Below are 21,974 nucleotides of genomic sequence, written 5' to 3'. Positions count from 1 at the left end.
TTCCAATTTCGGCCATCCCCTCAATGTCATCATGGCACCCCCAACAATGTGGCGGTAGACTTCCCCCATGGTGACAGCGACAGTCTTGCAGAGCGGTGCCATTTCGGCACTCGACTACCGGTGCAGCGCGCGGCCCGGCGAGACACCCTATGTCGAATGGCATGATGTCTTTTCGATCTCCTATGTCCGCAGGGGTAGCTTCGGCTACCAGACGCGCGGACAGTCCTTCGAAATGGTGCCCGGCTCCGTTCTCATCGGCCATCCGGGTAACGAATATGTCTGTACGCATGATCACCATATCTGCGGCGACGAATGCCTTTCCTTTCAGTTCGCACCTGAACTTGCGGACGCCATCGGCGGAAAGCCCGAAATTCGCCGGGTCAGCAGCCTGCCGCCCCTGCCCGATATGATGATTCTTGGTGAACTCGCGCAGGCCGCCGCCAATGCCGCAAACGATATCGGTCTGGACGAGGCAGGCCTGATATTGGCTTCGCGCTTTGCCGAGATCGCTTCAGGACGGCCGCGCAATATCGCGGGCGCCAGCATGCGCGACAGAGCCCGCGCGGTGCGCGCCGCAATGTGGATCGAGGAATATTCGCATCGGCAGATCGACCTCGAAAGCGCGGCGCGAGAGGCAGGCCTCAGTCTCTTTCATTTTCTCCGGCTTTTCACCCGGGTTCTCGGCGTGACACCCCACCAATATCTCATGCGCTCGCGTTTGCGCCATGCGGCGCAGCTTCTCGCCGACGATGACCGCTCGATCACCAACATCGCCTTTGATGTGGGCTTCGGCGATCTGTCCAACTTCGTGCGGACCTTCCACCGCGCCGCCGGCATGTCGCCGCGCCGATTCCGTCAAGCGGCCAAGGGCAAGCGCAAAATCCTCCAAGATCGGCTAACGTCGCCCGCTGCAAGATGACCTCCGACAACACGCAGCCGACATGCGCGACACAGGAGGACATCATGTACGACCATATCGGGCTGAAGGTGAAAGACCTCGACAGAGCCGCCCGGTTCTTCGAGGCGGCGCTTACGCCGCTGGGCCACGCACTCTGCTACAAGGATGAAACGTGGCGCGGCTTCGGGCCCAAAAGCCCGGCCTTCTATCTCTCGCCAGGCGCGGGGGGCAAGGGTGTCCATATCGCCTTCTCCGCGCCGAGCCGAGCCGCAGTCGACCGCTTCCATAAAGAAGGTCTCGCTGCGGGCGGACGCGACAACGGCGCGCCGGGTCTCCGCCCCGATTACGCCGCCGGCTACTATGCCGCCTTCCTCATCGACCCCGACGGCAACAATGTCGAAGCGGTCTGCGTAAAATAGGAGGGAACCATGGCTTCGATACGCAAGGAGATCGATATCGCCGCGCCAGCCGCCGAAGTCTGGGACGTCGTGCGCGACCTCGGCGCGATCCACACCCGCTTTGTGCGCGGTTTCGTCATCGATACAAAGCTCGAAGAGGGCAGCCGGATCGTAACCTTCGAGACAGGGTTGGTGGTACAGGAACTGTTTGTCGATCTCGACGACGAGGCCCGCCGTTTCGCCTACGCCGTCAGGAGCGAGACCATGACCCATCACAACGCTTCGATGCAGGTCTTCCCCGAAGGCCCCCAAAGCTGCCGTCTGGTCTGGGTCACCGACCTGCTGCCAGACGAGGCGGCAGGGCCGATCGGAGCCATGATCGAGCGCGGATCGACAATCATAAGGGCCACTCTGGACCGCCAAACGGCCGCAGACTGACGGGAACGGGGTCTGGCTGCCAAACGACCCAGCCGCCCCCACCTGCCGCATCTGCGAAGGAATCCTTGTCGCGAGGCCCCTCTCCGGGCTATAAGGCGGCCAGATTTGGCTGCCCCCGTGCGCGATCATCCGTCCGGCCGGGCCCCGAAAAACCCGGCGGTAATTCATGTCTCTTCGTAATATTGCGATCATCGCCCATGTCGACCATGGGAAAACCACACTCGTAGATCAGCTTCTGCGCCAGTCCGGCACGTTCCGCGATAACCAGCAGGTGGCCGAACGCGTCATGGACTCGAACGATCTCGAGCGCGAGCGCGGCATCACCATTCTGGCGAAGCCCACCAGCGTCGATTGGGTCGACGAGGCCGGCGTCCATACGCGCATCAACATCATCGACACGCCCGGCCATGCCGACTTCGGCGGCGAGGTGGAACGCATCCTCTCGATGGTCGACGGCGTCGTGCTGCTGGTCGACGCGGCGGAAGGCCCCCTTCCCCAGACCAAGTTCGTGACCTCGAAGGCGCTGGCGCTCGGCCTGAAGCCCATCGTGCTTATCAACAAGGTCGACCGCCCCGACGGCCGCCCCGACGAAGTCCACATCGAAGCCTTCGACCTCTTCGCCGCGCTCGGCGCGACCGACGAACAGCTCGACTTCCCCTGCATCTTCGCCTCGGCCCGTCAGGGTTGGGCGTGTGAAGACCTCTCGGCGCCGGACGCCAAGGAACACGGGCTGAAGCCGCTCTTCTCCAAGATCATCTCGCATTTCCCGGAGCCGACGGCGCTCCATGACGGCTCGCCGGAAGAACCCTTCGCGATGCTCGTTACGACCATCGAAGCCGACCCCTATCTCGGCCGTATTCTGACCGGCAAGATCGAAAAGGGTGTGGTCAAGGCGAACCAGGCCGTTCAGGTTCTCCGCAAGGATGAAGGCATCGTCGAAAAAGGCCGCATCAGCAAGGTGCTTGCCTATCGCGGCATTCAGCGCATTCCGGTCGAGGAAGCGAGCGCGGGCGACATCGTCGCTATCGCCGGTCTCGTACAGGGCACGGTTGCCGACACAATCGCCGATGCCGCCGTGACCGAGCCCCTGAAGGCGCTTCCGATCGACCCGCCGACGCTTTCGATCACCGTCGCCATCAATGACAGTCCGCTCGCGGGCCGCGAAGGCACCAAGGTGCAGTCGCGCGTCATCCGCGACCGCCTGATGCGCGAAGCTGAAAGCAACGTCGCCATCCGCGTCAGCGACAGCGAAGGCGGCGACGCTTTCGACGTGGCGGGCCGCGGCGAATTGCAGCTCGGCGTGCTCATCGAAACCATGCGCCGCGACGGCTTCGAACTCGGCATCTCGCGTCCCCGCGTGCTCTATCGCGAAGACGAGAAAGGCAACCGCCTCGAACCCATCGAGGAAGCGACCATCGACGTCGACGATGAATTCACCGGCGTCGTCATCGAGAAGATGTCGCAGCGCAAGGGCGAACTCGTCGACATGCGTTCCACGGGCGCCGGCAAGACGCGCATCATCTTCCATTGCCCCTCGCGCGGCCTCATCGGCTATCACGGCGAATTCCTGACCGACACGCGCGGCACAGGCGTCATGAACCGCCTCTTCAAGGCCTATGAACCCTATCGCGGCGAAATCGAAGGCCGTCGCAATGGCGTCCTGATTTCGACCAGCGACGGCGAGGCAGTGCCCTACGGCCTCTGGTACATCGAAGAGCGCGGTACGCTCTTCATCTCGCCCGGCGACAAGGTCTATCGCGGCATGATCATCGGCGAAAATGCCCGCCCCGACGATCTCGAAGTCAATCCGATGAGGGCCAAGCAGCTCACCAACATCCGTACGACGTCGAAGGACGAAGCCGTCCGCCTGACGCCGCCCCGCCCGCTGACGCTCGAACAGGCGATCGCCTATATCGAAGCCGACGAGCTGGTCGAGGTGACGCCGAAGTCGATCCGTCTGCGCAAGCGCTGGCTCGACCCGAACGACCGCAAGAAATACGCGCGCTCGGTCGCCTGAAGCGCCAGCGCTTCCATTGATTGCAAAGGCCGCGCCCCTCGGGACGCGGCCTTTTCGTTTCTGCGCCCCCGTTGTGTCATCGCTGCGGCAATGCCACTCTCTCCCAAAATAATGGGGAGGAGAAACCATGGCGACCAATGACGAATGGCTGGGAAAAGTCCGCGAAGAAATCATCGCGCCCGATCTGCCGATCATCGACCCGCACCATCATCTCTGGGATTTTCCCGGTTCGCGCTACATGCTGGATGAGCTGAATGCGGACACGCAGAATACCGGCCACAATATCCGCGCCACCGTCTTCGTCGAATGCACGGCCATGTACCGCGCCGAGGGGCCGGAACATCTGAAGCCGGTCGGCGAAACGGAATTCATCAACGGCATCGCGGCGCAATCGGCAAGCGGGCTTTATGGCGAGATGCGCGCTTGTGCAGGCATTGTCGGCTTTGCCGATCTCACGCTCGGCACCGCCGTGGACGAGGTGCTCGAAGCGCATATCGCCGCCGCGCCCCGGCGCTTTCGCGGCATCCGCCATGCCTCGGCCTTTGATGACAGTCCGGAAGTGCGCCCGACGCATACCAATCCGCCTCCGGGTCTCTTCGGTCTGCCGAAATTCCGCGAAGGCTTCGCGCGGCTCGCGAAATACGGTCTCAGCTTCGATGCCTGGCTCTATCACCACCAGATCCCCGAACTGACCGAGCTTGCCCGCGCCTTCCCGGAAACGCCGATCATTCTCGATCATTTCGGCGGGCCGCTCGGCATCGGCAAGCATGCGGGCCGGCGCTCCGAAGTCTTCGCGCAATGGATGACCGACATTGTCGAGCTTTCCGAATGCCCGAATGTCGTGGCAAAGATCGGCGGCATCAACATGGCGGTGAACGGCTTCGACTGGCACAAGCGCGACACGCCGCCGACCTCCGATGAACTCGTCGCCGCAACCGGCGATTATTACCTCCACACCATCGATGCTTTCGGCCCCAACCGCTGCATGTTCGAAAGCAATTTCCCGGTCGACAAACTTTCCTGCTCCGCGCCCGTGCTCTGGAACGCCTTCAAGAAGATCGCGCAGGGTTTCGACGCCGAGGAAAAGGCCGCCCTGTTCCATGACACGGCGAAGCGCGTTTACCGGCTGGGTTAGCCGCGCGACGAGATGGACCCCGGATCAAGTCCGGGGTGACGGTTGTTGTGTGGTGAACGCGGCCCCATCACCTCGTCATGCCGGACCTGATCCGGCATCCATCTTCCTTCTGACCGGCCGCAAAACGCGGTATAAGCTTCTGCCCATAGCAAAGAGCCGTCCATGCTTTCCCCTGCCGAAATCGACGAACTCTCAACCTTTGCTCAGCGTCTCGCCGACGCGGCGGCGAAAGTGACGCTTCCACATTTCCGCTCCGGCCTTTCGGTCGACAACAAACGCGGCGAATTCGTCTTCGATCCGGTGACGGCGGCGGACCGCGACGCGGAACAGGCGATCCGCGCGCTCATCAAGAGCCATTACCCTACCCACGGCATCCATGGCGAAGAGCATGGCAAGGAAGAAGGCACGAGCCCTCTCACCTGGGTCATCGACCCGATCGACGGCACGCGCTCCTTCATCTCCGGCGTCCCGCTCTGGGGAACGCTGATCGCGCTCAATGACGGCTCGAAGCCCGTCATCGGCCTGATGGACCAGCCCTATATTGGCGAGCGCTTCCTCGGCCGGCCTGGTGGCTCCGAACTCATCAGCCGCCATGAGCACCGTGTCCTCAAGACAAGCCGCTGCACGAAGCTCGAGGACGCACTGCTTGGGAACACGGACCCCGCGATGTTCAGGGACGAGGCGAGCAAATCCGCCTTCCGCGAGATCAGTAGCAAGGTGCGTCTCCGTCGCTTCGGCGGCGATTGCTATTTCTACTGCCTGCTCGCCGCAGGCACTCTCGACCTCGTTATCGAGTCGAGCCTCCAGCCCTATGACGTTCAGGCGCTGATACCCGTGATCGAACATGCGGGCGGTATCGTGACGAGCTGGACTGGCGGCGACCCGCAAATGGGCGGCTCGGTCGTTGCTGCCGCGACGCCGGAGCTTCATGCAGCGGCTCTGGAAATCCTCTCGAAGGTTCCGTCAGCCTAGACACCGGCTGACGAACGCATCGAAGGCGCGCCAGAATTGCGCCCTCAGATCGTCGGTCTCGATCAGCACTTCGTGATCGGCGCCTTCTACTGCGACGAGTTGCGCATCGGGCAACATCTTTGCTGCTGCCTCCAGCGACGAGCGCTCGATCAACTGGTCGTGCCCCGCAACCGAAATCAGAACCGGCAGCTTGATCGCGCCGAGCCATGCTTGCGTCATGATGCGCTCGATGGAGCGGAAGGAAGCGGCAAGCCAGCCGAAGGTTGCCGAACCGAGGCCGAGCTTCGGCTCCTTCCGGGTCAGCGCCTGATAAATCGCATAACGCCGCGCGTCATGCGTCAGCACCGTTTCCTCGAAAGGAAGTTCATGCGCGGCCTTTGCGTTGCCGCCAGGCACATATCGGTCGCCAAAGCCGAGGCGTGTCGCCACGAAAGCGAGCATCCGGATCATGCCCATTGCTCTGCCGAGGCGCAGACCCAGCATGGGCGCGGAAAGCACCAGAGCAGAAAACCATTCCGGATGGTCGTGCACGCCGCGCGTCAGAATATTGCCGCCCATGGAATGCGCGAGCGCGATCCAGGGCCTGGGAAAGTCGGGCGCGACCTTGCCCATGAAACTCGCCAGATCGCCGTCGAACTCGTTGAAGTCGCCAACATAGCCCTTGCGCGGGTCGGGCAGCGCACGGTCCGAAAGCCCCTGTCCCCGCCAGTCGAGCGTCGCCACAGCGAAGTCGCGGGCGATCAGCTCGCCAATCACCTCGAAATATTTCTCGGCAAATTCCGTGCGCCCATTGAATACGAAAACAGTGCCGCGCGGATGCGCGATGCCGGCCGCCTCCGGCGTCCATGTGAGCGCGCGCAGGCGTGTGCCATCGCCCGCCTCGATCCAGAAGGCATCGGCACCTTTAGGCGTCGGATTTTCGGGGATTTTGACGATGGGAGCTGGAGACCGCACAACCAAGATCAGGCCTGATTTTTTCTGGCGACGATGGGGGTGAGCCCCACCGCGACGCCCACATCGCCCATGACGCGCATCTTGCCTTGCCGGAAAGCCGTCGTCAGATCAACTTCGGAATGCAGAATGCGCAGGTGAAGAAGCGGGTCTATCTGCACCGTGCAGTCGGCTTCTTCGTTGCGGTTGTGAACTTCGTTGGGCACCTTGCGCCCATCCACCACAACGCAACCTGCCGCGCCGTAATCGAATTTGAGTTTGGCACCCAGATTCTCGCCTTCCAGCACGCGGCGTAGAAGTAGCGTGATCTCGGCTGCGGCCGCTACTGCGTCGGCGGGGATGGATGTGGCTTTCATGCGGGGCGCGCCTGCCGTTTCTGATTGCAACCATATCAGCACCTTGGGCACCCCTGCGGCAAGACCGCAAACAAAAGGCCCCGCCGAAGCGGGGCCTTCGTCCGCCGAGCACCTAGCGGAAGCTGACGGAGAGCACCGCTCCCGTATAGGCGCTCAGCGTCAGCATCACCATGCGGCCCCGCTCGTCGCGGCAGGGAACGCGGTAATAGTCGTCATAGAAAACCGGACGGCCGAAATGATGGTAGCGGGCGCGTTCCAGATGCGGACGCCAATAGCCGAAGTCGCGTCGCTCCATGCGGTGGTAATCGCGACGATCCGGGCCATGACGGCCCCAGTCGCGATCTCCATGCCGGTCATTGTCGCGATAGACATCACGTTCGTAATGACCGCCGCGCGGACCGTCGCGCTCTACATGGCGGTAGCTGTCGGCCTGCGCCGCCATGGGAACCGCCGCGAAAAGAGCCGTCGCGAGACCGGCAAGGGCGAATAGCTTTTTCATCGTCTGCCTCCTTGGCAAATGGACCGGACATCGATCCTTGAGACAGACAATGCACTCCCCGGCCTGAACGAAGGCTGGGCCGTGTATTCAGGCTGCGTTCACGAACGAAGGAGGAAACGGGCCCGATTCTGCGGCTTTCGGCCGTAGCGGGGTGGCCCAGCCCCGCCTTGAATCCGCACATGGCCGTTCCTACCTCAGGATGACCGAACGCCGCCGAAGCGGGTTCGGGGGACGGAAGGCAAGGCCGGCCAGATGGCGGCGAGAAAGCCTTTCGCCCATGGATTTGCCATCGCTTCAAGAGGATGTGACATCATGCGAGCCTTCGATTTTTCCCCGCTCTATCGTTCCACGGTCGGTTTTGACCAGCTCCAGTCGCTGCTCGACTCCGTGACGCGCGACGCCAGCCAGCCGACCTATCCGCCCTATAACATCGAGCGGCTCGGCGAGAGCGATTACCGCATCACCATGGCGGTTGCCGGCTTTGCCGAAAAAGACCTCTCGATCGAGGTGAAGCAGAACGTGCTCACCATTTCGGGCAAGCGCACCGAGCCCGAGGCCGCGAACTACCTCTATCAGGGCATTGCCGGACGCAGCTTCGAACGCCGCTTCCAGCTTGCCGATCATGTGGAGGTAAAGGGCGCGCATCTCGAAAACGGGCTGCTGCATGTCGATCTGGTCCGCCAGATCCCCGAGCAGATGAAGCCGCGCCAGATTGAAATCTCGGCCGTCGCGCCGACGCAGAAGACTATCGAGGGTAACCTCGCCGCCGCCGAATAAGCGACGACACAGCCCGACGAATACCGGGAGCGCCTGTAACGGGCGCTCCCATTTTTGTGTCTATTTCGCCTTGGGAAGCGCGAGGCGCATTTCGACCACGCCCGGCTCGCCTTCCAGGCGCTCGCGCGCAAAGCCCAGGGCCTCGCAGAGATCGAGCATGTGGCCGTTTTCGCGCAGCACATGGCCGAAGATTTCTCCGACGCCGCGATATTCCGCATAGGCGATGAGATGTTTCATGAGCGAATGGCCAAGACCGATACCCTGCTTGTCCGTCCGCACCAGGATCGCATATTCGGCGCGCTCGCGGTCGGGATCTTCCGACAGGCGTCCGACCGCCGCCAGTTCCTTCCGGCTTTCATCGGTATAGACGACGAAAGCCATCTCGCGGTCATAGTCGATCTGCGTCAGACGCGCGGCGAGCTGCCGCGGCAGGCGGCGCAGCGGCGAGAGAAAGCGCATGCGCAGATCGTCGGGGTCCGTGTGCTCCAGAAGATCGTCGATCAGCGCCGTATCCTCGGGCCGCACGGGGCGCATGGGAAAGACGTTGCCCTTGCGGTCATGCAACTCGCCTTCGAGACTGGAAGGGTAGGGGCGCACGGCAAGGCGGCGTGTGCCGGCCAGAAGCGGCGGGCGTACACGCACCCGCGCGTCGACCGCGATGACGCCGCTGTGATCGGCCCAGAGCGGATTGATGTCGAGCTCATAGACTTCCGGCAGATCGGCGACGAGATCGCCCAGCGCCATCAGCGTCCCGGAGATCGCGTCGAAGTCGGCGCCCGGCCGGTCGCGATAGCCTTCGAGCAGATGCGAAATGCGGGTGCGGCGAATGAGATCTTCCGCCAGCACCCGATTGAGCGGCGGAAGCGCCATCGCCTTGTCGCGAATGACCTCGACCGCCGTACCGCCCTGCCCGAAAAGGATGACCGGCCCGAAAGTTGCGTCGTCCACCACGCCGAGAATGAGTTCAAAGGCGCTCGGCCGGCTGACCATGGCTTCCACCGTGAAGCCTTCGATCGTCGCATGGGGCGCAGCCTTGGCGACATCGGCAAGCATCTTCGTCGCTGCGGCGCGCACGGCATCGGCATTTTCAAGCCCCAGCGCAACGCCGCCCACATCGGTCTTGTGCGTGATCTGCGGCGAGAGGATTTTGACTGCGGCGGGAAAACCGATCTCGGTGGCGATACGCGCCGCCTCCTCCGCATCGCGCACGATCCGCGTGTCCACCACGGGAATGCCGTATGCCGCGAGCAGCGTCTTCGACTCCATCTCATTCAGCCATTCGCGCTTCTCGGCGAGAACCGTATCGACGATGCGTCGCGCGGTTGTGAGATCGCGGTCGGGCCAGGCCGGGCCGGCTGGCGGAATTTCCATCAGCAGCCGCTGGTTCCGCTGATAGCGCACCTGATGCATGAAGGCCGTGATCGCCTGGTTCGGCGTGTCGAAAGTCGGCACCCTGCGGTTGAGGAACACTTCACGCCCCGCCCGCGCGCCGGCATCGCCGAGCCAGCTCGTAAAAACGGGCTTACCGCTCTTGAGCGCCGCGTCAGCCACCACATGGGCCGCCGCGACATTGTCGACAACCGCCGTCGGGCAATTCATCACCAGCAGCGCGTCGGTATTCTTGTCCTTGAGCAACAGGTCTATCGCCGCCGTGTAGCGCTCGGCAGGCGCATCGCCGATGATATCGACGGGATTGCCGTGGCTCCATGTGCGCGGCAACACGGCATCGAGGGCTTCCACCGTTTCCGGCGTGATCTCGGCGAGCCGCCCGCCGAGGTCGAGCAGAAAGTCCGTCGCGAGCACGCCCACGCCACCGCCATTCGTCAGAATGCTGAGCTTGGTGCCCGCGAGCGGCTTTCGCTCGGGCCGCGTCGAAAGCGTTTCAATCGCCTCGAAAAGATCGTCGAGACCGTCCACGCGCAGCATGCCGGCGCGCTGGAAGGCCGCTTCATAAACCGCGTCCGATCCGGCAAGCGCGCCCGTATGCGAGGCCGCCGCCTTGGCTGCCGCTGCGTGCTTTCCCGATTTGATGACGATGACCGGCTTCAAGCGCGCAGCTTGCCGCCCGGCTGACATGAATTTCCGCGCCTCGCGCACGGACTCGATATAGAGAAGAATGCTGCGCGTCTTCGGGTCCTGCGCGAGGTAGTCGAGCATGTCGCCGAAATCGACATCCGACATGCCGCCGAAGGAGACGACATGCGAAAAGCCGATGCCGCGCGTCGTCGCCCAGTCGAGCACAGCAGTGACGATCGCGCCCGACTGCGAGACAAAGGCGATATCGCCCTTGAGCGGCGTCAGATGCGCGAAGGAAGCGTTGAGCCCCACGCCCGGCACCATGATGCCGAGGCAGTTCGGCCCGACGATACGCATGAGGGTCGGTCGGGCCGCTTCCAGAATCTTCATCTGAAGCGCCTTGCCCTCTTCGCCCAACTCGGCGAAGCCCGCCGTGATGACCACAGCGGCGCGCGTTCCCTTGGCGCCCAACTCGGAAATAAGCCCGGGAACGGTTTGTGCCGGTGTCGCGACGACCGCAAGGTCCGGAGCCTCGGGCAGACTCGCCACATCGGCCACCAACTCGACGCCACCAAGACTTCCGTTCATCGACGCCGCTTTGGGGTTCACCGCCATGACGCGGCCCGCAAAGCCCGCGCCGGTCAGATTCTTGAGCACCACCAGCCCGACGCTGCCCTCTCTGGCGCTTGCGCCGATCAGCGCGACCGACCGTGGGGCGAACATCTTGTCGAGATTGCGGATCGTCATGCGGGGGAGATCTCCATCGGAAGAGCGTGAGGGATCAGCGAATTACCGTCTCGAACATATTGGCCTAACAGTATGAAGGATCGACAGGTCGTATGCGCCACCTTTTGCCGCATCGCAGCAAAAGGTGGCGCATTCAGAAATCGTTAATCGAGAACTTCTCGTTTTAGCAAGGCCTTAACCCCTCCGGCGCTAAAAGCATATTCTGATAAATGGGGCCGATGAGCATGCCGCTCGATGAGCACAAAGATAACCGGGACTCCCGGCCGACCGCTTGGTCGGAGCCGCCGCTCTGCCCCAACCTGATTCCCGGCGGGACGGCATGAGCATCACCGGCGCTCACACCGGACGGTTGTCGCGCGAATTCGCGATCAAGTTTCTGATCGTCAGCTTCCTTCTGACCGGCGTCCAGATCGCACTCGACTATCGCGATGGCATGGACCGGTTGCGCGACCGGGTATCGCTCCGCGCCACCGCAGTAACCGACGGGTTCAGCCTGATCGCAGAAACCAATCCGTCCTTCACGCTTAACCACACCAGACAATGGCTCGATCGCAAGGCGCGTGCCTTGCCCGATCTTCTCGGCCTCTATGTCGTCGATCCGCAAGGCCACGCGATTTCGGATACCGGGCGCGGCGCCAACGAAGGCGCGCTGCTGAACGAGCCCCCCGTCCGTGCAGCATTATCGCGCAGCTTCGATGAACAGACTGTCCTCGGCTTCGAACTATCTCATAGAGGCAAACCTCTCTGGATCCGCGTCGCACCACTGCCGCGCATTGGCAGCGTCATGGTAGCAGCCATCGATTTTGATTCCGTGCGCGGCGAGATGAGCCAAACGCTCTGGCATTCGGCGTTGCGGCGCTTCGCCGCCCTGATCCTGCTTCTGGGTGCGATTTACGCGCTTGTTCGCCACGGCGTCGTGCGGCCGATCACGGAGCTTGCCCGTGCGATCGGGAGCAGTCGCCCCGGAGAACGCTTCGAAGCGCCAGCGGATATCCCGGAGAACGAGATCGGCGCGCTTGCTCGTGTCTTCGACGACACATGGTCGAAACTCGGAGAAAACCTTCGTACCAACAAGATGCTAGCGCTGGTGGCGAACAGTACGCAAGCCGGCATGCTCATCGCTGACGCAACCGGGCGGATCGCCTGGTGCAATGCGGGCTTCGTCGCACTGACCGGCTTCGACCGGCAAGATGTTGAGGGACGAATGCCGGACGAGGTTCTGGCGGGCCGCACATGGCCCGTCGGCGCCGTCAGGGCGCTGAGCGAGAGCCGGCGCCGCGGCGAATTGCGCAACATCGAAATGCGGAATCAGACCAGGTCCGGCCGCGCCTACTGGGCGTCTATCGAGGCGCGCCCCGTTCGTGGCGATAATGGAAAGATCGAGCACTTCATCGTGGTCGAGACCGACATCACGCATGTGAAGGACGCAAAATACGCGCTACGCAAAAGCGAGATCGAACTTGCGGCCCGCGTCACCGAATTGCAGGAAACGCAGGTGGAGCTCGAACGGGAACGCGCGAAGCTTGCGCAAGCCACGCTGGAACTCGCGCAGTCGAGGCGAGACGCCGAGCGCCGCCTTGCCGCCCCCTTCCCGTCCGCGCCCGCACAGGCCGAATTGCAGCAAAGCGAGAAGACCGGGACGCCCCTCGATGTGTTGCTCGCCGAGGATCAGGCCGTCAATCAGAAGCTCGTCAGCGCCGTCATGGAGCGGCTGGGCCATCGTCTCACCATCGCGAATAACGGCGCCGAAGCGGTGCGTGCCTTGCGGGCAGCACGCTTCGATCTGGTGCTGATGGATATTCAGATGCCGGAGGTCGACGGCATTCTCGCGACCCAGATCATCCGCGCCGCCGACGAGCCGTGGCGGACGGTCCCCATTATCGCGCTGACCGCCCATGCGACGGAGGGGCATCGTCAGAATTATCTCACTGCCGGCATGGATGGCTTCGTCGCCAAGCCGTTCAAGATCGACATTCTCGTCGCGGAGATGGCCCGCGTCATGCCAACGGCGCAGGTCAAGGCGACAATGGTGCCAGAAGCGGCATCAACAAACGACAATAAGGACAAGACCGATCAAGCGGCCCTGCTGGAAAATGCATTGGACGATCTCGAAGGTCTGTTCGACTGAAATTCGGCTCAGCTCGTCAGAGCACGCAGCTTCTCGACGATGCGCTCTCCCATCTCGCCACCTGTTCCCGAAACATCATTGTCACTGACAAGCTTCAGCAGCTTGAGATGCGCGTGAACGATATCCAGTTCCCTGGCCGACACGCGGTGGCCGCTGCGCAGATAGTCGCAAAGCGAGGCGCCGATCGAGGTGACGAGGTCATAGCCGAACGAGCCGCCCTGCCCCTTGACGTTATGGGCGAGGGAGTGAACCTCATCGAGCGTCGCGTCGGGGGCTTCCGGTTCGAGTTTCGCCCAGATGTCGACGAGGGCAGCGACATCTTCCGTCAACTGCTGCCGATAGGCGCCGCGCAGGCTTGCAACCGCTGCTTCCGCCTGCGCGATCATCTCTTCATAGCTCTGCGCAGAGTTCGGATTCGCCATGCCAGACCCCGGATGTCGCCGGAGAGATTCCGGCCCCGCGAGGTTAGAGGGAACAGGCTTAATGAAGGATAAAGGATAGGGTTGGAGCCGCGCTCAACTGCTCACAACCTGAAGGAGGCGATCGACGTCCTCACCCCGCGTGGCAAATGAGGTGACGAGCCTGATCGTGCGGTTCTCGGCGTCGTCGCCTTCCATGGGCCAGGGGTGAAACCCCGCGCCCGCTTCCCGAAGCCGCTTCAGTGTCCCGCGCGGCAAACGCACGAAGAGTTCGTTGGCGTCGACAGGCGCCTGCAACCGCGCCGAATTGACCAGCGCCAGACCGTCCGCAAGCCGCTTTGCAAGCGCGTTGGCATGTGCGGCATTGCGAAGCCAGAGGTCATCGTCCAGATAGGCTTCGAGCTGCGCAGAGACGAAACGCATCTTGGAGAAGAGATGCCCGGCCCGCTTGCGGCGGAACGCAAAGTCAACCGCGCGTGCCGGATCGAAGAAGACGACCGCCTCGGCCGCGAGCGCGCCATTCTTCGTTGCACCGAAAGAGAGAACGTCGATGCCAGCCTTCCACGTCATCTCCGCGGGCGAGCAGCCGAGAGACACCAGCGCATTGGCGAAGCGCGCGCCGTCCATGTGGACGGCGAGGCCGCGCCCCTCGGCAATGCCCGTCAGCCGGCGCAACTCGCCGAGTGTGTAGACGGTACCCGACTCGGTCGACTGCGTGACGGTGAGGGTAGTCGGCTGCACATTATGGACGTTGCCTGCAGGCATAGTCGCCAGCGCCGCCTCGAGCGCCTGTGGATCGAGCTTGGCGGCGGCGCCGGAGACCCCGACGAGCTTCGCGCCGCCGGTGAACATCTCGGGCGCGCCGCATTCATCGACATGCACATGAGCATGTTCATGGCAGAGGACCGCGCCATAGGGCGGCGTCAGCGTCGCAAGCGCCAGCGCATTCGCCGCCGTTCCGGTCGCCACGGGGAAGACCGCCACCTCATGCTCGAAGATTTCAGCAAAGCGGCCCTGCAGCCGCTTCGTGATCTCGTCCTCGCCATATGAAGGCACCGCGCCCATATTGGCGCGCGCGATGGCGTCGAGAATTTCAGGCGCCACGCCGAACGCATTGTCGCTGGTGAAGATCACGGGTGCAGACCTCGATACAGGATGCCGTCTGGCGGGATGAAAGCGCGAATTTCGTAGAGTGCCCCAGAAATAGGCCAGCCAGCCCGCGCTGTCACGGGGCTGCGGGATTTGCCCTCCCGACGGGTCGGGGCGAGGCGATTTTGCAACGCCGGAATGGGAAACCGGAGCGGGCCATTTTTAGGTCAGCAATCCTGCCATATTTGCTTGATTCAATCGGGCGCATTGGGCATGATCCCCTCGCTGAAGTGGGTTTTGCCTCCTTAGGAGGGGGCATTCGCGCGAAAAGCAGCGGACCCATCCGCAACGGACGTCGATTTACCTTTAATTTCAAATAGTTAGAGTCTGTCGGCGAACTGAGCGACGGGGCAATAAGCGCCCCACGGGTCGATTTTGCAATTAGGCGTGCGATCCGATAAGCGTTCCGCGGCCTCCGGGTGCCCCTTCAGGGCCATCGGCAGGCATCAGAACGTAAACGGCAACGGGAACGGTTTGCCTCCAGGCGCACATGGGGACAGACAGGTGAGGATTTTGGATATGACGGAGAAGCAAGCCATGGTGGCGCTTCCTGCGGGCGGTCTACCCGACGCGCAGGGTCTCTATGACCCCCGGAACGAACGCGATGCCTGCGGCATCGGCTTCGTAGCGAATATCCACAACCGAAAATCGCACAAGATCATTGAGGACGGCCTGCACATTCTCGAGAATCTCGAGCATCGCGGTGCGGTCGGCGCCGACCCGAAGGCGGGTGACGGCGCTGGCATCCTCATTCAGATTCCGGACGCCTTCTTCCGCGAGGAAGCGGCGCGCCTCGGTTTCACGCTGCCCAAGGAAGGCGAATATGGCATCGGCCATTTCTTCCTGCCGCAGGACGAGGCCGAGCGTAAGCGCGTGATGGACCTCGCCGAGCTCGTCATCTCGGAGGAAGGCCAGATTTTCCTCGGCTGGCGCGAAGTGCCCGTCGACAACACGGATCTCGGCTATTCGGTGAAGCCGACCGAGCCCGTGCATCGTCAGGTCTTCATCGCGAAGGGCCCGTCGACGACGGATCAGAACCATTTCGAGCGCAAGCTCTTCGTGATCCGCAAGCGCATCTTCAACACGCTCTTCCACGAGAAGCGTGAGATGCCGAAGGATTTCTATATTCCTTCGCTGTCCTCGCGCACCGTCGTCTATAAGGGCATGCTGCTCGCGGCTCAGGTCGGCTCCTATTACAAGGACCTCACCGACCCGCGCATGGAGACGGCGCTCGCGCTCGTCCATCAGCGTTTCTCGACCAATACCTTCCCGACCTGGCGCCTCGCGCATCCGTTCCGCATGATCTGCCACAATGGCGAGATCAACACGGTGCGCGGCAACGTCAACTGGATCCAGGCGCGCTATTCCTCCATGCAGTCGGAGATTCTGGGCGACGACCTGAAGAAGCTCTGGCCGATCGCCGTCGATGGCCAGTCCGACTCGGCCTATTTCGACAACGCGCTCGAACTTCTCGTCATGGGCGGCTATTCGCTGTCTCAGGCGATGATGATGCTCATCCCCGAAGCCTGGGCGGGCAACCCGCTCATGGACGAGGATCGCCGCGCTTTCTACGAATATCACGCCGCCCTGATGGAGCCGTGGGACGGCCCTGCAGCCGTCGCCTTTACGGACGGTCGCCAGATCGGCGCGACGCTGGACCGCAACGGCCTTCGCCCTGCGCGTTACCTCGTCACCGACGAAGGCAACGTCATCATGGCGTCGGAAATGGGTGTGCTGCCTGTTCCCGAGGAGCGCATCGTCGAGAAGTGGCGTCTCCAGCCCGGCAAGATGCTGCTCATCGACCTCGAAGAGCATCGCATCATCGCCGATGACGAGATCAAGGCGAAGCTCGCGACGCTTCATCCCTATCAGACATGGCTCGACCGCACGCAGATCGTGCTCGAGGACATGCCTGCGCCTGTGAAGAAGGCGCCGCCCGCCGCATCGGACGCCGCAAACCTGCTCGATCGGCAGCAGGCCTTCGGCTACACGCAGGAAGACATCAAGTTCCTGATGTCACCCATGGCGATCGAGGGACAGGAAGCAATCGGTTCGATGGGCACGGACACGCCCATCTCCGCGCTCTCATCGAAGTCGAAGACGCTTTATAGCTACTTCCAGCAGAACTTCGCTCAGGTGACGAACCCGCCGATCGACCCGATCCGCGAAGAACTCGTCATGTCGCTGGTATCCTTCATCGGCCCGCGCCCGAACCTGCTCGATCTCAAGGGCATGTCGAAGGTGAAGCGCCTCGAAGTGCGCCAGCCGATCCTGACCAACGAAGACCTCGAGAAGATCCGCCAGATCGGCGCGGTGCCGGACAATCACTTCCGCTCCGAGACGCTTGACATCACCTACAAGGCCGAACGCGGCGCGCAGGCGATGGAAGAGATGCTCGACCGGCTGTGCGAACGCGCGGAAGCGGCGGTCACACAGGGCTTCAACATCATCATCCTGTCGGACCGCACGGTTTCGGCTGAACGGATGGCGATACCGGCGCTGCTCGCGACGTCTGCCGTTCATCACCATCTGATCCGCAAGGGTCTTCGCACTTCGGTCGGTCTCGTCGTCGAGACCGGCGAGGCGCGCGAGGTGCATCACTTCGCCTGCCTTGCGGGCTATGGCGCGGAGGCGATCAACCCCTACCTCGCCTTCGAGACGCTGGAAGCCATGCTCCCCGATCTCGACGAGAAGCTGACGGCCTATGAAGTCAACAAGCGCTTCATCAAGGCGGTCGACAAGGGGCTGCTCAAGGTCATGTCCAAGATGGGCATCTCGACCTACCAGTCCTATTGCGGCGCGCAGATTTTTGACGGCGTCGGCCTCAACTCCGCCTTCGTGAAGAAGTATTTCACCGGCACGCAGACGGTCATCGAAGGCGTCGGCTGCAACGAGATCGCGGAAGAGACCTTCCGTCGGCATCAGGCGGCTTTCGGCGATACACCCTATCTCCGCAACATGCTCGAGGTCGGCGGCGAATACGCCCAACGCATGCGTGGCGAGGAACATGCCTGGAACGCCGATAGCGTGCGTGATCTTCAGCACGCCGTGCGCGGCAACAGCCAGGACAAGTATCGCGACTTCGCAAGGCGCATCAACGACCAGAGCGAGCGCCTGCTGACGATCCGTGGGCTCTTCGAGGTGAAGACGGCGGAGCAGGATGGGCGCAAGCCCGTGCCGCTCGATGAGGTCGAGCCGGCTGCAGATATCGTCAAGCGCTTCGCCACGGGCGCCATGTCCTACGGCTCGATCAGCCGCGAGGCGCATACGACGCTTGCCATCGCCATGAACCGCATCGGCGGACGCTCGAACACGGGCGAAGGCGGCGAGGAATCCGACCGCTTCGTGCCGATGGCGAATGGCGACTCGATGCGCTCCTCCATCAAGCAGGTGGCGTCCGGCCGTTTCGGCGTCACCACCGAGTATCTCGTCAACTCGGACATGATGCAGATCAAGATGGCGCAGGGCGCGAAGCCCGGCGAAGGCGGGCAGCTGCCCGGCCACAAGGTCGATGCGACGATCGCCAAGGTGCGCCACTCGACGCCGGGCGTGGGCCTTATCTCCCCGCCCCCGCATCACGACATCTATTCGATCGAAGACCTGGCCCAGCTCATCTACGACCTCAAGAACGTCAACCCCGACGGTCAGGTGTCGGTGAAGCTCGTCTCCGAAATCGGCGTCGGCACGGTTGCCGCCGGCGTTTCGAAGGCGCGCGCCGACCATGTGACCATCTCGGGCTTCGAGGGCGGCACGGGCGCTTCCCCGCTCACTTCGATCAAGCATGCCGGTTCCCCCTGGGAAATCGGCCTTGCCGAAACGCATCAGACGCTGGTGCTGAACCGTCTACGTAGCCGCATCACCGTTCAGGTCGATGGCGGTCTGCGCACGGGCCGCGACGTCGTCATCGGCGCGCTGCTCGGCGCCGACGAATTCGGCTTCGCCACCGCGCCGCTCATCGCGGCTGGCTGCATCATGATGCGCAAGTGCCACCTCAACACCTGCCCGGTCGGCGTCGCGACGCAGGACCCGGAACTCAGGAAGCGTTTTGTCGGCACACCCGAACACGTCATCAACTACTTCTTCTTCGTCGCCGAAGAAGTGCGCGAATACATGGCCTCGCTCGGCTATCGCTCGTTCAACGAGATGATCGGCCAGCTCCACATGCTCGACAAGCGCAAGGTCGTCGAGCATTGGAAGGCGCATGGCCTCGACTTTTCGCGCCTCTTCCACGCGCCGAAGGTCGATGGCGAAGTGGGCATCTTCAAGAGCGAGAATCAGCACCACCAGATCGAGACGGTGCTCGACCGCAAGCTCATCGCCGAGGCGAGGTCCGCCATCGAGACGAAGAAGCCCGTTCAGATCGAAATGCCGATCACCAATGTCGACCGCGCGGCGGGCGCCATGCTCTCCGGCGTCGTCGCCAAGGCCTATGGCCATGCCGGACTGCCTGACGACACGATCCATGTGAAGTTCAACGGCACCTCGGGCCAGAGCTTCGGCGCCTGGGTCGCGAAGGGTGTCACGCTCGAACTTGAAGGCCAGGCCAACGACTATGTGGGCAAGGGTCTTTCGGGCGGACGGCTCATCGTCTACCCGCCGAAGAACACGCATATCGTTCCCGAGAAGTCGATCATCGTCGGCAATACCGTGCTCTACGGCGCGATTTCCGGCGAGAGCTACTTCCGCGGCGTCGCTGGCGAACGCTTCGCCGTTCGTAACTCAGGCGCCATCGCCGTCGTCGAAGGCACGGGCGATCATGGCTGCGAATACATGACCGGCGGCGTTGTCGTTGTTCTCGGCCAGACCGGCCGCAACTTCGCGGCCGGCATGTCGGGCGGTATTGCCTATGTCCTCGACGAGGACGGCATGTTCGAGAAGCGTTGCAACATGGCCATGGTCGAACTCGAACCCATCGAGGCCGAAGACGATCTGCTGGAGAAGGTGCATCACCAGGGTGGCGACCTCGAAGCCCATGGCCGCGTCGATGTGATGTCGGACATGACCCGTTTCGATGCCGAGCGCCTTCGCCACCTCATCGAGAACCATGCGCGCTACACCAATTCGTCGCGTGCGAAGGACATTCTCGCCAATTGGGCCGCAATGCTGCCCAGGTTCCGCAAGGTCATGCCGGTCGAGTATCGGCGCGCCCTGAAGGAAATGGCGCGCGCGCAGGAAAGCGCCGCCGAGGCAATCGCCGTGGCAGGAGAGTAACGTGGGAAAGATCACAGGATTCCTGGAAATCGACCGGCAGGATCGCAAGTACCTTCCGGCGGCGGACCGCGTCCGCAACTACAACGAGTTCGTGATCCCGCTCGGCGAAAAGTCGACGCAGGATCAGGCCTCACGCTGCATGGATTGCGGCATTCCCTACTGCCACAATGGCTGTCCCGTGAACAACCAGATCCCCGACTGGAACGATCTGGTCTATCACGGCGACTGGGAAGAGGCCTCGCGCAACCTCCATTCGACGAACAACTTCCCCGAGTTCACCGGCCGCGTCTGCCCCGCCCCTTGCGAGGCGTCCTGCACGCTGAACCTCCAGGAAGCGCCCGTCACCATCAAGACGATCGAATGCGCCATCGTCGACCGCGCTTGGGAACAAGGCTGGCTGAAGCCGGACGTGCCCGCGCGCAAGACCGGCAAGAAGGTCGCCGTCATCGGTTCGGGCCCGGCGGGCCTCGCCTGCTCGCAGCAGCTTGCCCGCGCCGGCCATGATGTTCATCTCTTCGAGAAGAACGCGAAGGCCGGTGGATTGCTCCGCTACGGCATTCCCGACTTCAAGATGGAAAAGCATCTGATCGACCGTCGCGTCCAGCAGATGGAAGGCGAAGGCGTGACCTTCCATTACGGCGTCCATGTCGGCGTGACGAAGAAGGCCGCCGACCTCGTCAACGAGTTCGACGCAGTCGTTCTCACTGGCGGCGCCGAGCAGCCGCGCGATCTTCCGGTTGAAGGCCGCGATCTTCGTGGCGTTCACTTCGCGATGGAATTCCTGCCGCAACAGAACCGCCGCGTATCCGACGAGCCGCTCCTCAATGCCGAGCCGATCCTTGCCGATGGCAAGCATGTCATCGTCATCGGCGGCGGCGACACGGGCTCCGACTGCATCGGCACCTCGCTCCGTCAGGGCGCCGTCTCGGTGACGCAGCTCGAAATCATGCCCGCGCCGCCCGAGAAGGAAAACAAGCTGCTCACCTGGCCCGACTGGCCGCTCAAGATGCGCACCTCGTCGAGCCAGGCCGAAGGCGCCGTTCGCGACTTCGCCGTCATGACGAAGCGCATCATCGGCGAAGCCGGTCAGGTGACCGCAATCGAATGCGCGCGTCTCGACGACAAGATGCAGGCGATCCCCGGCAGCGAGTTCCAGCTCAAGGCCGATCTCGTGCTGCTGGCCATGGGCTTCGTCTCGCCGGTGCATGAGGGTATGCTGAAAGAACTGGCCGTCGATCTCGACAAGCGCGGCAACGTGGCCGCCGACACGGCGACCTACAAGACAGCGAAGGACAAGATCTTCTCTGCGGGCGACATGCGCCGTGGCCAGTCGCTTGTCGTCTGGGCGATCCGCGAAGGCCGTCAGGCCGCACGCGAGGTTGATCTCTTCCTGATGGGCGAGACGACGCTCCCCCGCTAAGCGCGGCCAACGCGCAGCACTTCAGAAGGCCCCGCCGGAAACGGTGGGGCCTTTTTATATGGCGTCAACCCTTCGCCTCGCCATAGGTGCCGCGCAATTCGACTGCGCCGTCATGCACCTCGCTCCAGCCTGCGCCACGCAGGCGCTCCACAAAGGCGCGAATGACAGCCACGGGCTTCGCGAGCCCGTTCTTCTCCATCTGTTCGTTCCAGGTCGTGGAAAGCGCCACAGCAGCGTCCTGCACCGGCCCTACACCGAAACCATTGACCACGGTGATGAGCTGGCCGCTGTTGAAGAGCAGCAGCAACGCGACCACGATCCACATGGCGCGGGCAAAACGCGCGACGCTCCGCCGCGTCACCTCATCGCGCTCCATGTCGGCGACGCGCACGGCTTCCAGCCTGTCGTCGTCTACGTTCCCGTCGTCGAGCAGATCAAGCATG

At 62.9% G+C, this 21,974-nt stretch carries 17 protein-coding genes; 10 read left to right on the top strand and 7 right to left on the bottom strand.

The features are described 5' to 3' along the window. Positions 1 to 67: 67 nt before the first annotated feature. The 6 genes from F2P47_RS06600 to hisN all read left to right on the top strand — a co-directional run bounded on the left by F2P47_RS06600 (position 68) and on the right by hisN (position 5,858). Complete coding sequence (locus F2P47_RS06600; protein WP_185680989.1) at positions 68 to 919, top strand: helix-turn-helix transcriptional regulator; 852 nt, start codon at positions 68 to 70, stop codon at positions 917 to 919. A gap of 44 nt (positions 920 to 963) precedes the next feature. Then, positions 964 to 1,317 (top strand): VOC family protein, encoded by a 354-nt coding sequence (locus F2P47_RS06595; protein WP_152215499.1) that lies wholly within the window; start codon positions 964 to 966, stop codon positions 1,315 to 1,317. 9 nt (positions 1,318 to 1,326) lie between these two features. Beyond that, positions 1,327 to 1,734 (top strand): SRPBCC family protein, encoded by a 408-nt coding sequence (locus tag F2P47_RS06590; protein ID WP_152215497.1) that lies wholly within the window; start codon positions 1,327 to 1,329, stop codon positions 1,732 to 1,734. A 166-nt stretch (positions 1,735 to 1,900) separates the two neighbouring features. Continuing rightward, positions 1,901 to 3,751, top strand: a complete 1,851-nt coding sequence (gene typA, locus F2P47_RS06585) for a translational GTPase TypA (protein WP_152215494.1) — start codon at positions 1,901 to 1,903, stop codon at positions 3,749 to 3,751. A gap of 127 nt (positions 3,752 to 3,878) precedes the next feature. Next, the gene (locus F2P47_RS06580; protein WP_152215492.1) at positions 3,879 to 4,886 is read left to right on the top strand and encodes an amidohydrolase family protein; all 1,008 of its coding nucleotides are present in this window, start codon (positions 3,879 to 3,881) and stop codon (positions 4,884 to 4,886) included. Positions 4,887 to 5,048: 162 nt separating this feature from the next. After that, entirely contained in the window at positions 5,049 to 5,858 is an 810-nt protein-coding gene (gene hisN / locus F2P47_RS06575; RefSeq protein WP_152215491.1) for a histidinol-phosphatase, read from the top strand. Here the strand turns inward: hisN and F2P47_RS06570 are convergent. From F2P47_RS06570 to F2P47_RS06560, 3 genes are all read right to left on the bottom strand, one after another. Next, the gene (locus F2P47_RS06570) at positions 5,850 to 6,812 is read right to left on the bottom strand and encodes an alpha/beta fold hydrolase (RefSeq protein ID WP_185680988.1); all 963 of its coding nucleotides are present in this window, start codon (positions 6,810 to 6,812) and stop codon (positions 5,850 to 5,852) included. The genes hisN and F2P47_RS06570 overlap by 9 nt on opposite strands. Before the next feature lie 8 nt (positions 6,813 to 6,820). Next, positions 6,821 to 7,165 carry an SCP2 sterol-binding domain-containing protein gene (locus F2P47_RS06565; protein WP_152215487.1) on the bottom strand — a complete coding sequence of 115 codons (345 nt, stop codon included), beginning with the start codon at positions 7,163 to 7,165 and terminating at the stop codon, positions 6,821 to 6,823. A 112-nt stretch (positions 7,166 to 7,277) separates the two neighbouring features. Continuing rightward, positions 7,278 to 7,664 carry a hypothetical protein gene (locus tag F2P47_RS06560; protein WP_152215485.1) on the bottom strand — a complete coding sequence of 129 codons (387 nt, stop codon included), beginning with the start codon at positions 7,662 to 7,664 and terminating at the stop codon, positions 7,278 to 7,280. 312 nt (positions 7,665 to 7,976) lie between these two features. On the opposite strand from F2P47_RS06560, the gene F2P47_RS06555 reads away from it, so the two are divergent. After that, a complete protein-coding gene (locus F2P47_RS06555; RefSeq protein WP_152215483.1) occupies positions 7,977 to 8,441 on the top strand; it encodes an Hsp20 family protein in 465 nt (154 codons plus the stop codon). A 60-nt stretch (positions 8,442 to 8,501) separates the two neighbouring features. Here F2P47_RS06555 and F2P47_RS06550 read toward each other — a convergent pair whose 3' ends face one another. Further along, positions 8,502 to 11,204 (bottom strand): bifunctional acetate--CoA ligase family protein/GNAT family N-acetyltransferase, encoded by a 2,703-nt coding sequence (locus tag F2P47_RS06550; protein ID WP_152215481.1) that lies wholly within the window; start codon positions 11,202 to 11,204, stop codon positions 8,502 to 8,504. A gap of 319 nt (positions 11,205 to 11,523) precedes the next feature. Here F2P47_RS06550 and F2P47_RS06545 point away from each other — a divergent pair, with 319 nt between their 5' ends. Beyond that, entirely contained in the window at positions 11,524 to 13,332 is a 1,809-nt protein-coding gene (locus tag F2P47_RS06545; protein WP_152215478.1) for a response regulator, read from the top strand. An 8-nt stretch (positions 13,333 to 13,340) separates the two neighbouring features. On the opposite strand, the gene F2P47_RS06540 is transcribed toward F2P47_RS06545, so the two are convergent. Continuing rightward, complete coding sequence (locus F2P47_RS06540; protein WP_152215476.1) at positions 13,341 to 13,754, bottom strand: Hpt domain-containing protein; 414 nt, start codon at positions 13,752 to 13,754, stop codon at positions 13,341 to 13,343. A 93-nt stretch (positions 13,755 to 13,847) separates the two neighbouring features. Further along, complete coding sequence (locus F2P47_RS06535) at positions 13,848 to 14,885, bottom strand: threonine aldolase family protein (RefSeq protein WP_152215474.1); 1,038 nt, start codon at positions 14,883 to 14,885, stop codon at positions 13,848 to 13,850. A gap of 534 nt (positions 14,886 to 15,419) precedes the next feature. Between F2P47_RS06535 and gltB the strand changes: the two genes are divergently transcribed. Further along, positions 15,420 to 20,111, top strand: a complete 4,692-nt coding sequence (gene gltB / locus F2P47_RS06530; protein WP_246176776.1) for a glutamate synthase large subunit — start codon at positions 15,420 to 15,422, stop codon at positions 20,109 to 20,111. 1 nt (position 20,112) lies between these two features. Then, complete coding sequence (locus F2P47_RS06525) at positions 20,113 to 21,531, top strand: glutamate synthase subunit beta (RefSeq protein ID WP_152215472.1); 1,419 nt, start codon at positions 20,113 to 20,115, stop codon at positions 21,529 to 21,531. 64 nt (positions 21,532 to 21,595) lie between these two features. On the opposite strand, the gene F2P47_RS06520 is transcribed toward F2P47_RS06525, so the two are convergent. Beyond that, entirely contained in the window at positions 21,596 to 21,973 is a 378-nt protein-coding gene (locus tag F2P47_RS06520; RefSeq protein ID WP_152215470.1) for a hypothetical protein, read from the bottom strand. Between the last annotated feature and the right edge of the window lies 1 nt (position 21,974).

It is taken from the genome of Parvibaculum sedimenti, assembly GCF_009184905.1.
GTDB lineage: Bacteria > Pseudomonadota > Alphaproteobacteria > Parvibaculales > Parvibaculaceae > Parvibaculum > Parvibaculum sedimenti.
This window is presented reverse-complemented; position numbering and strand designations above follow the sequence as displayed.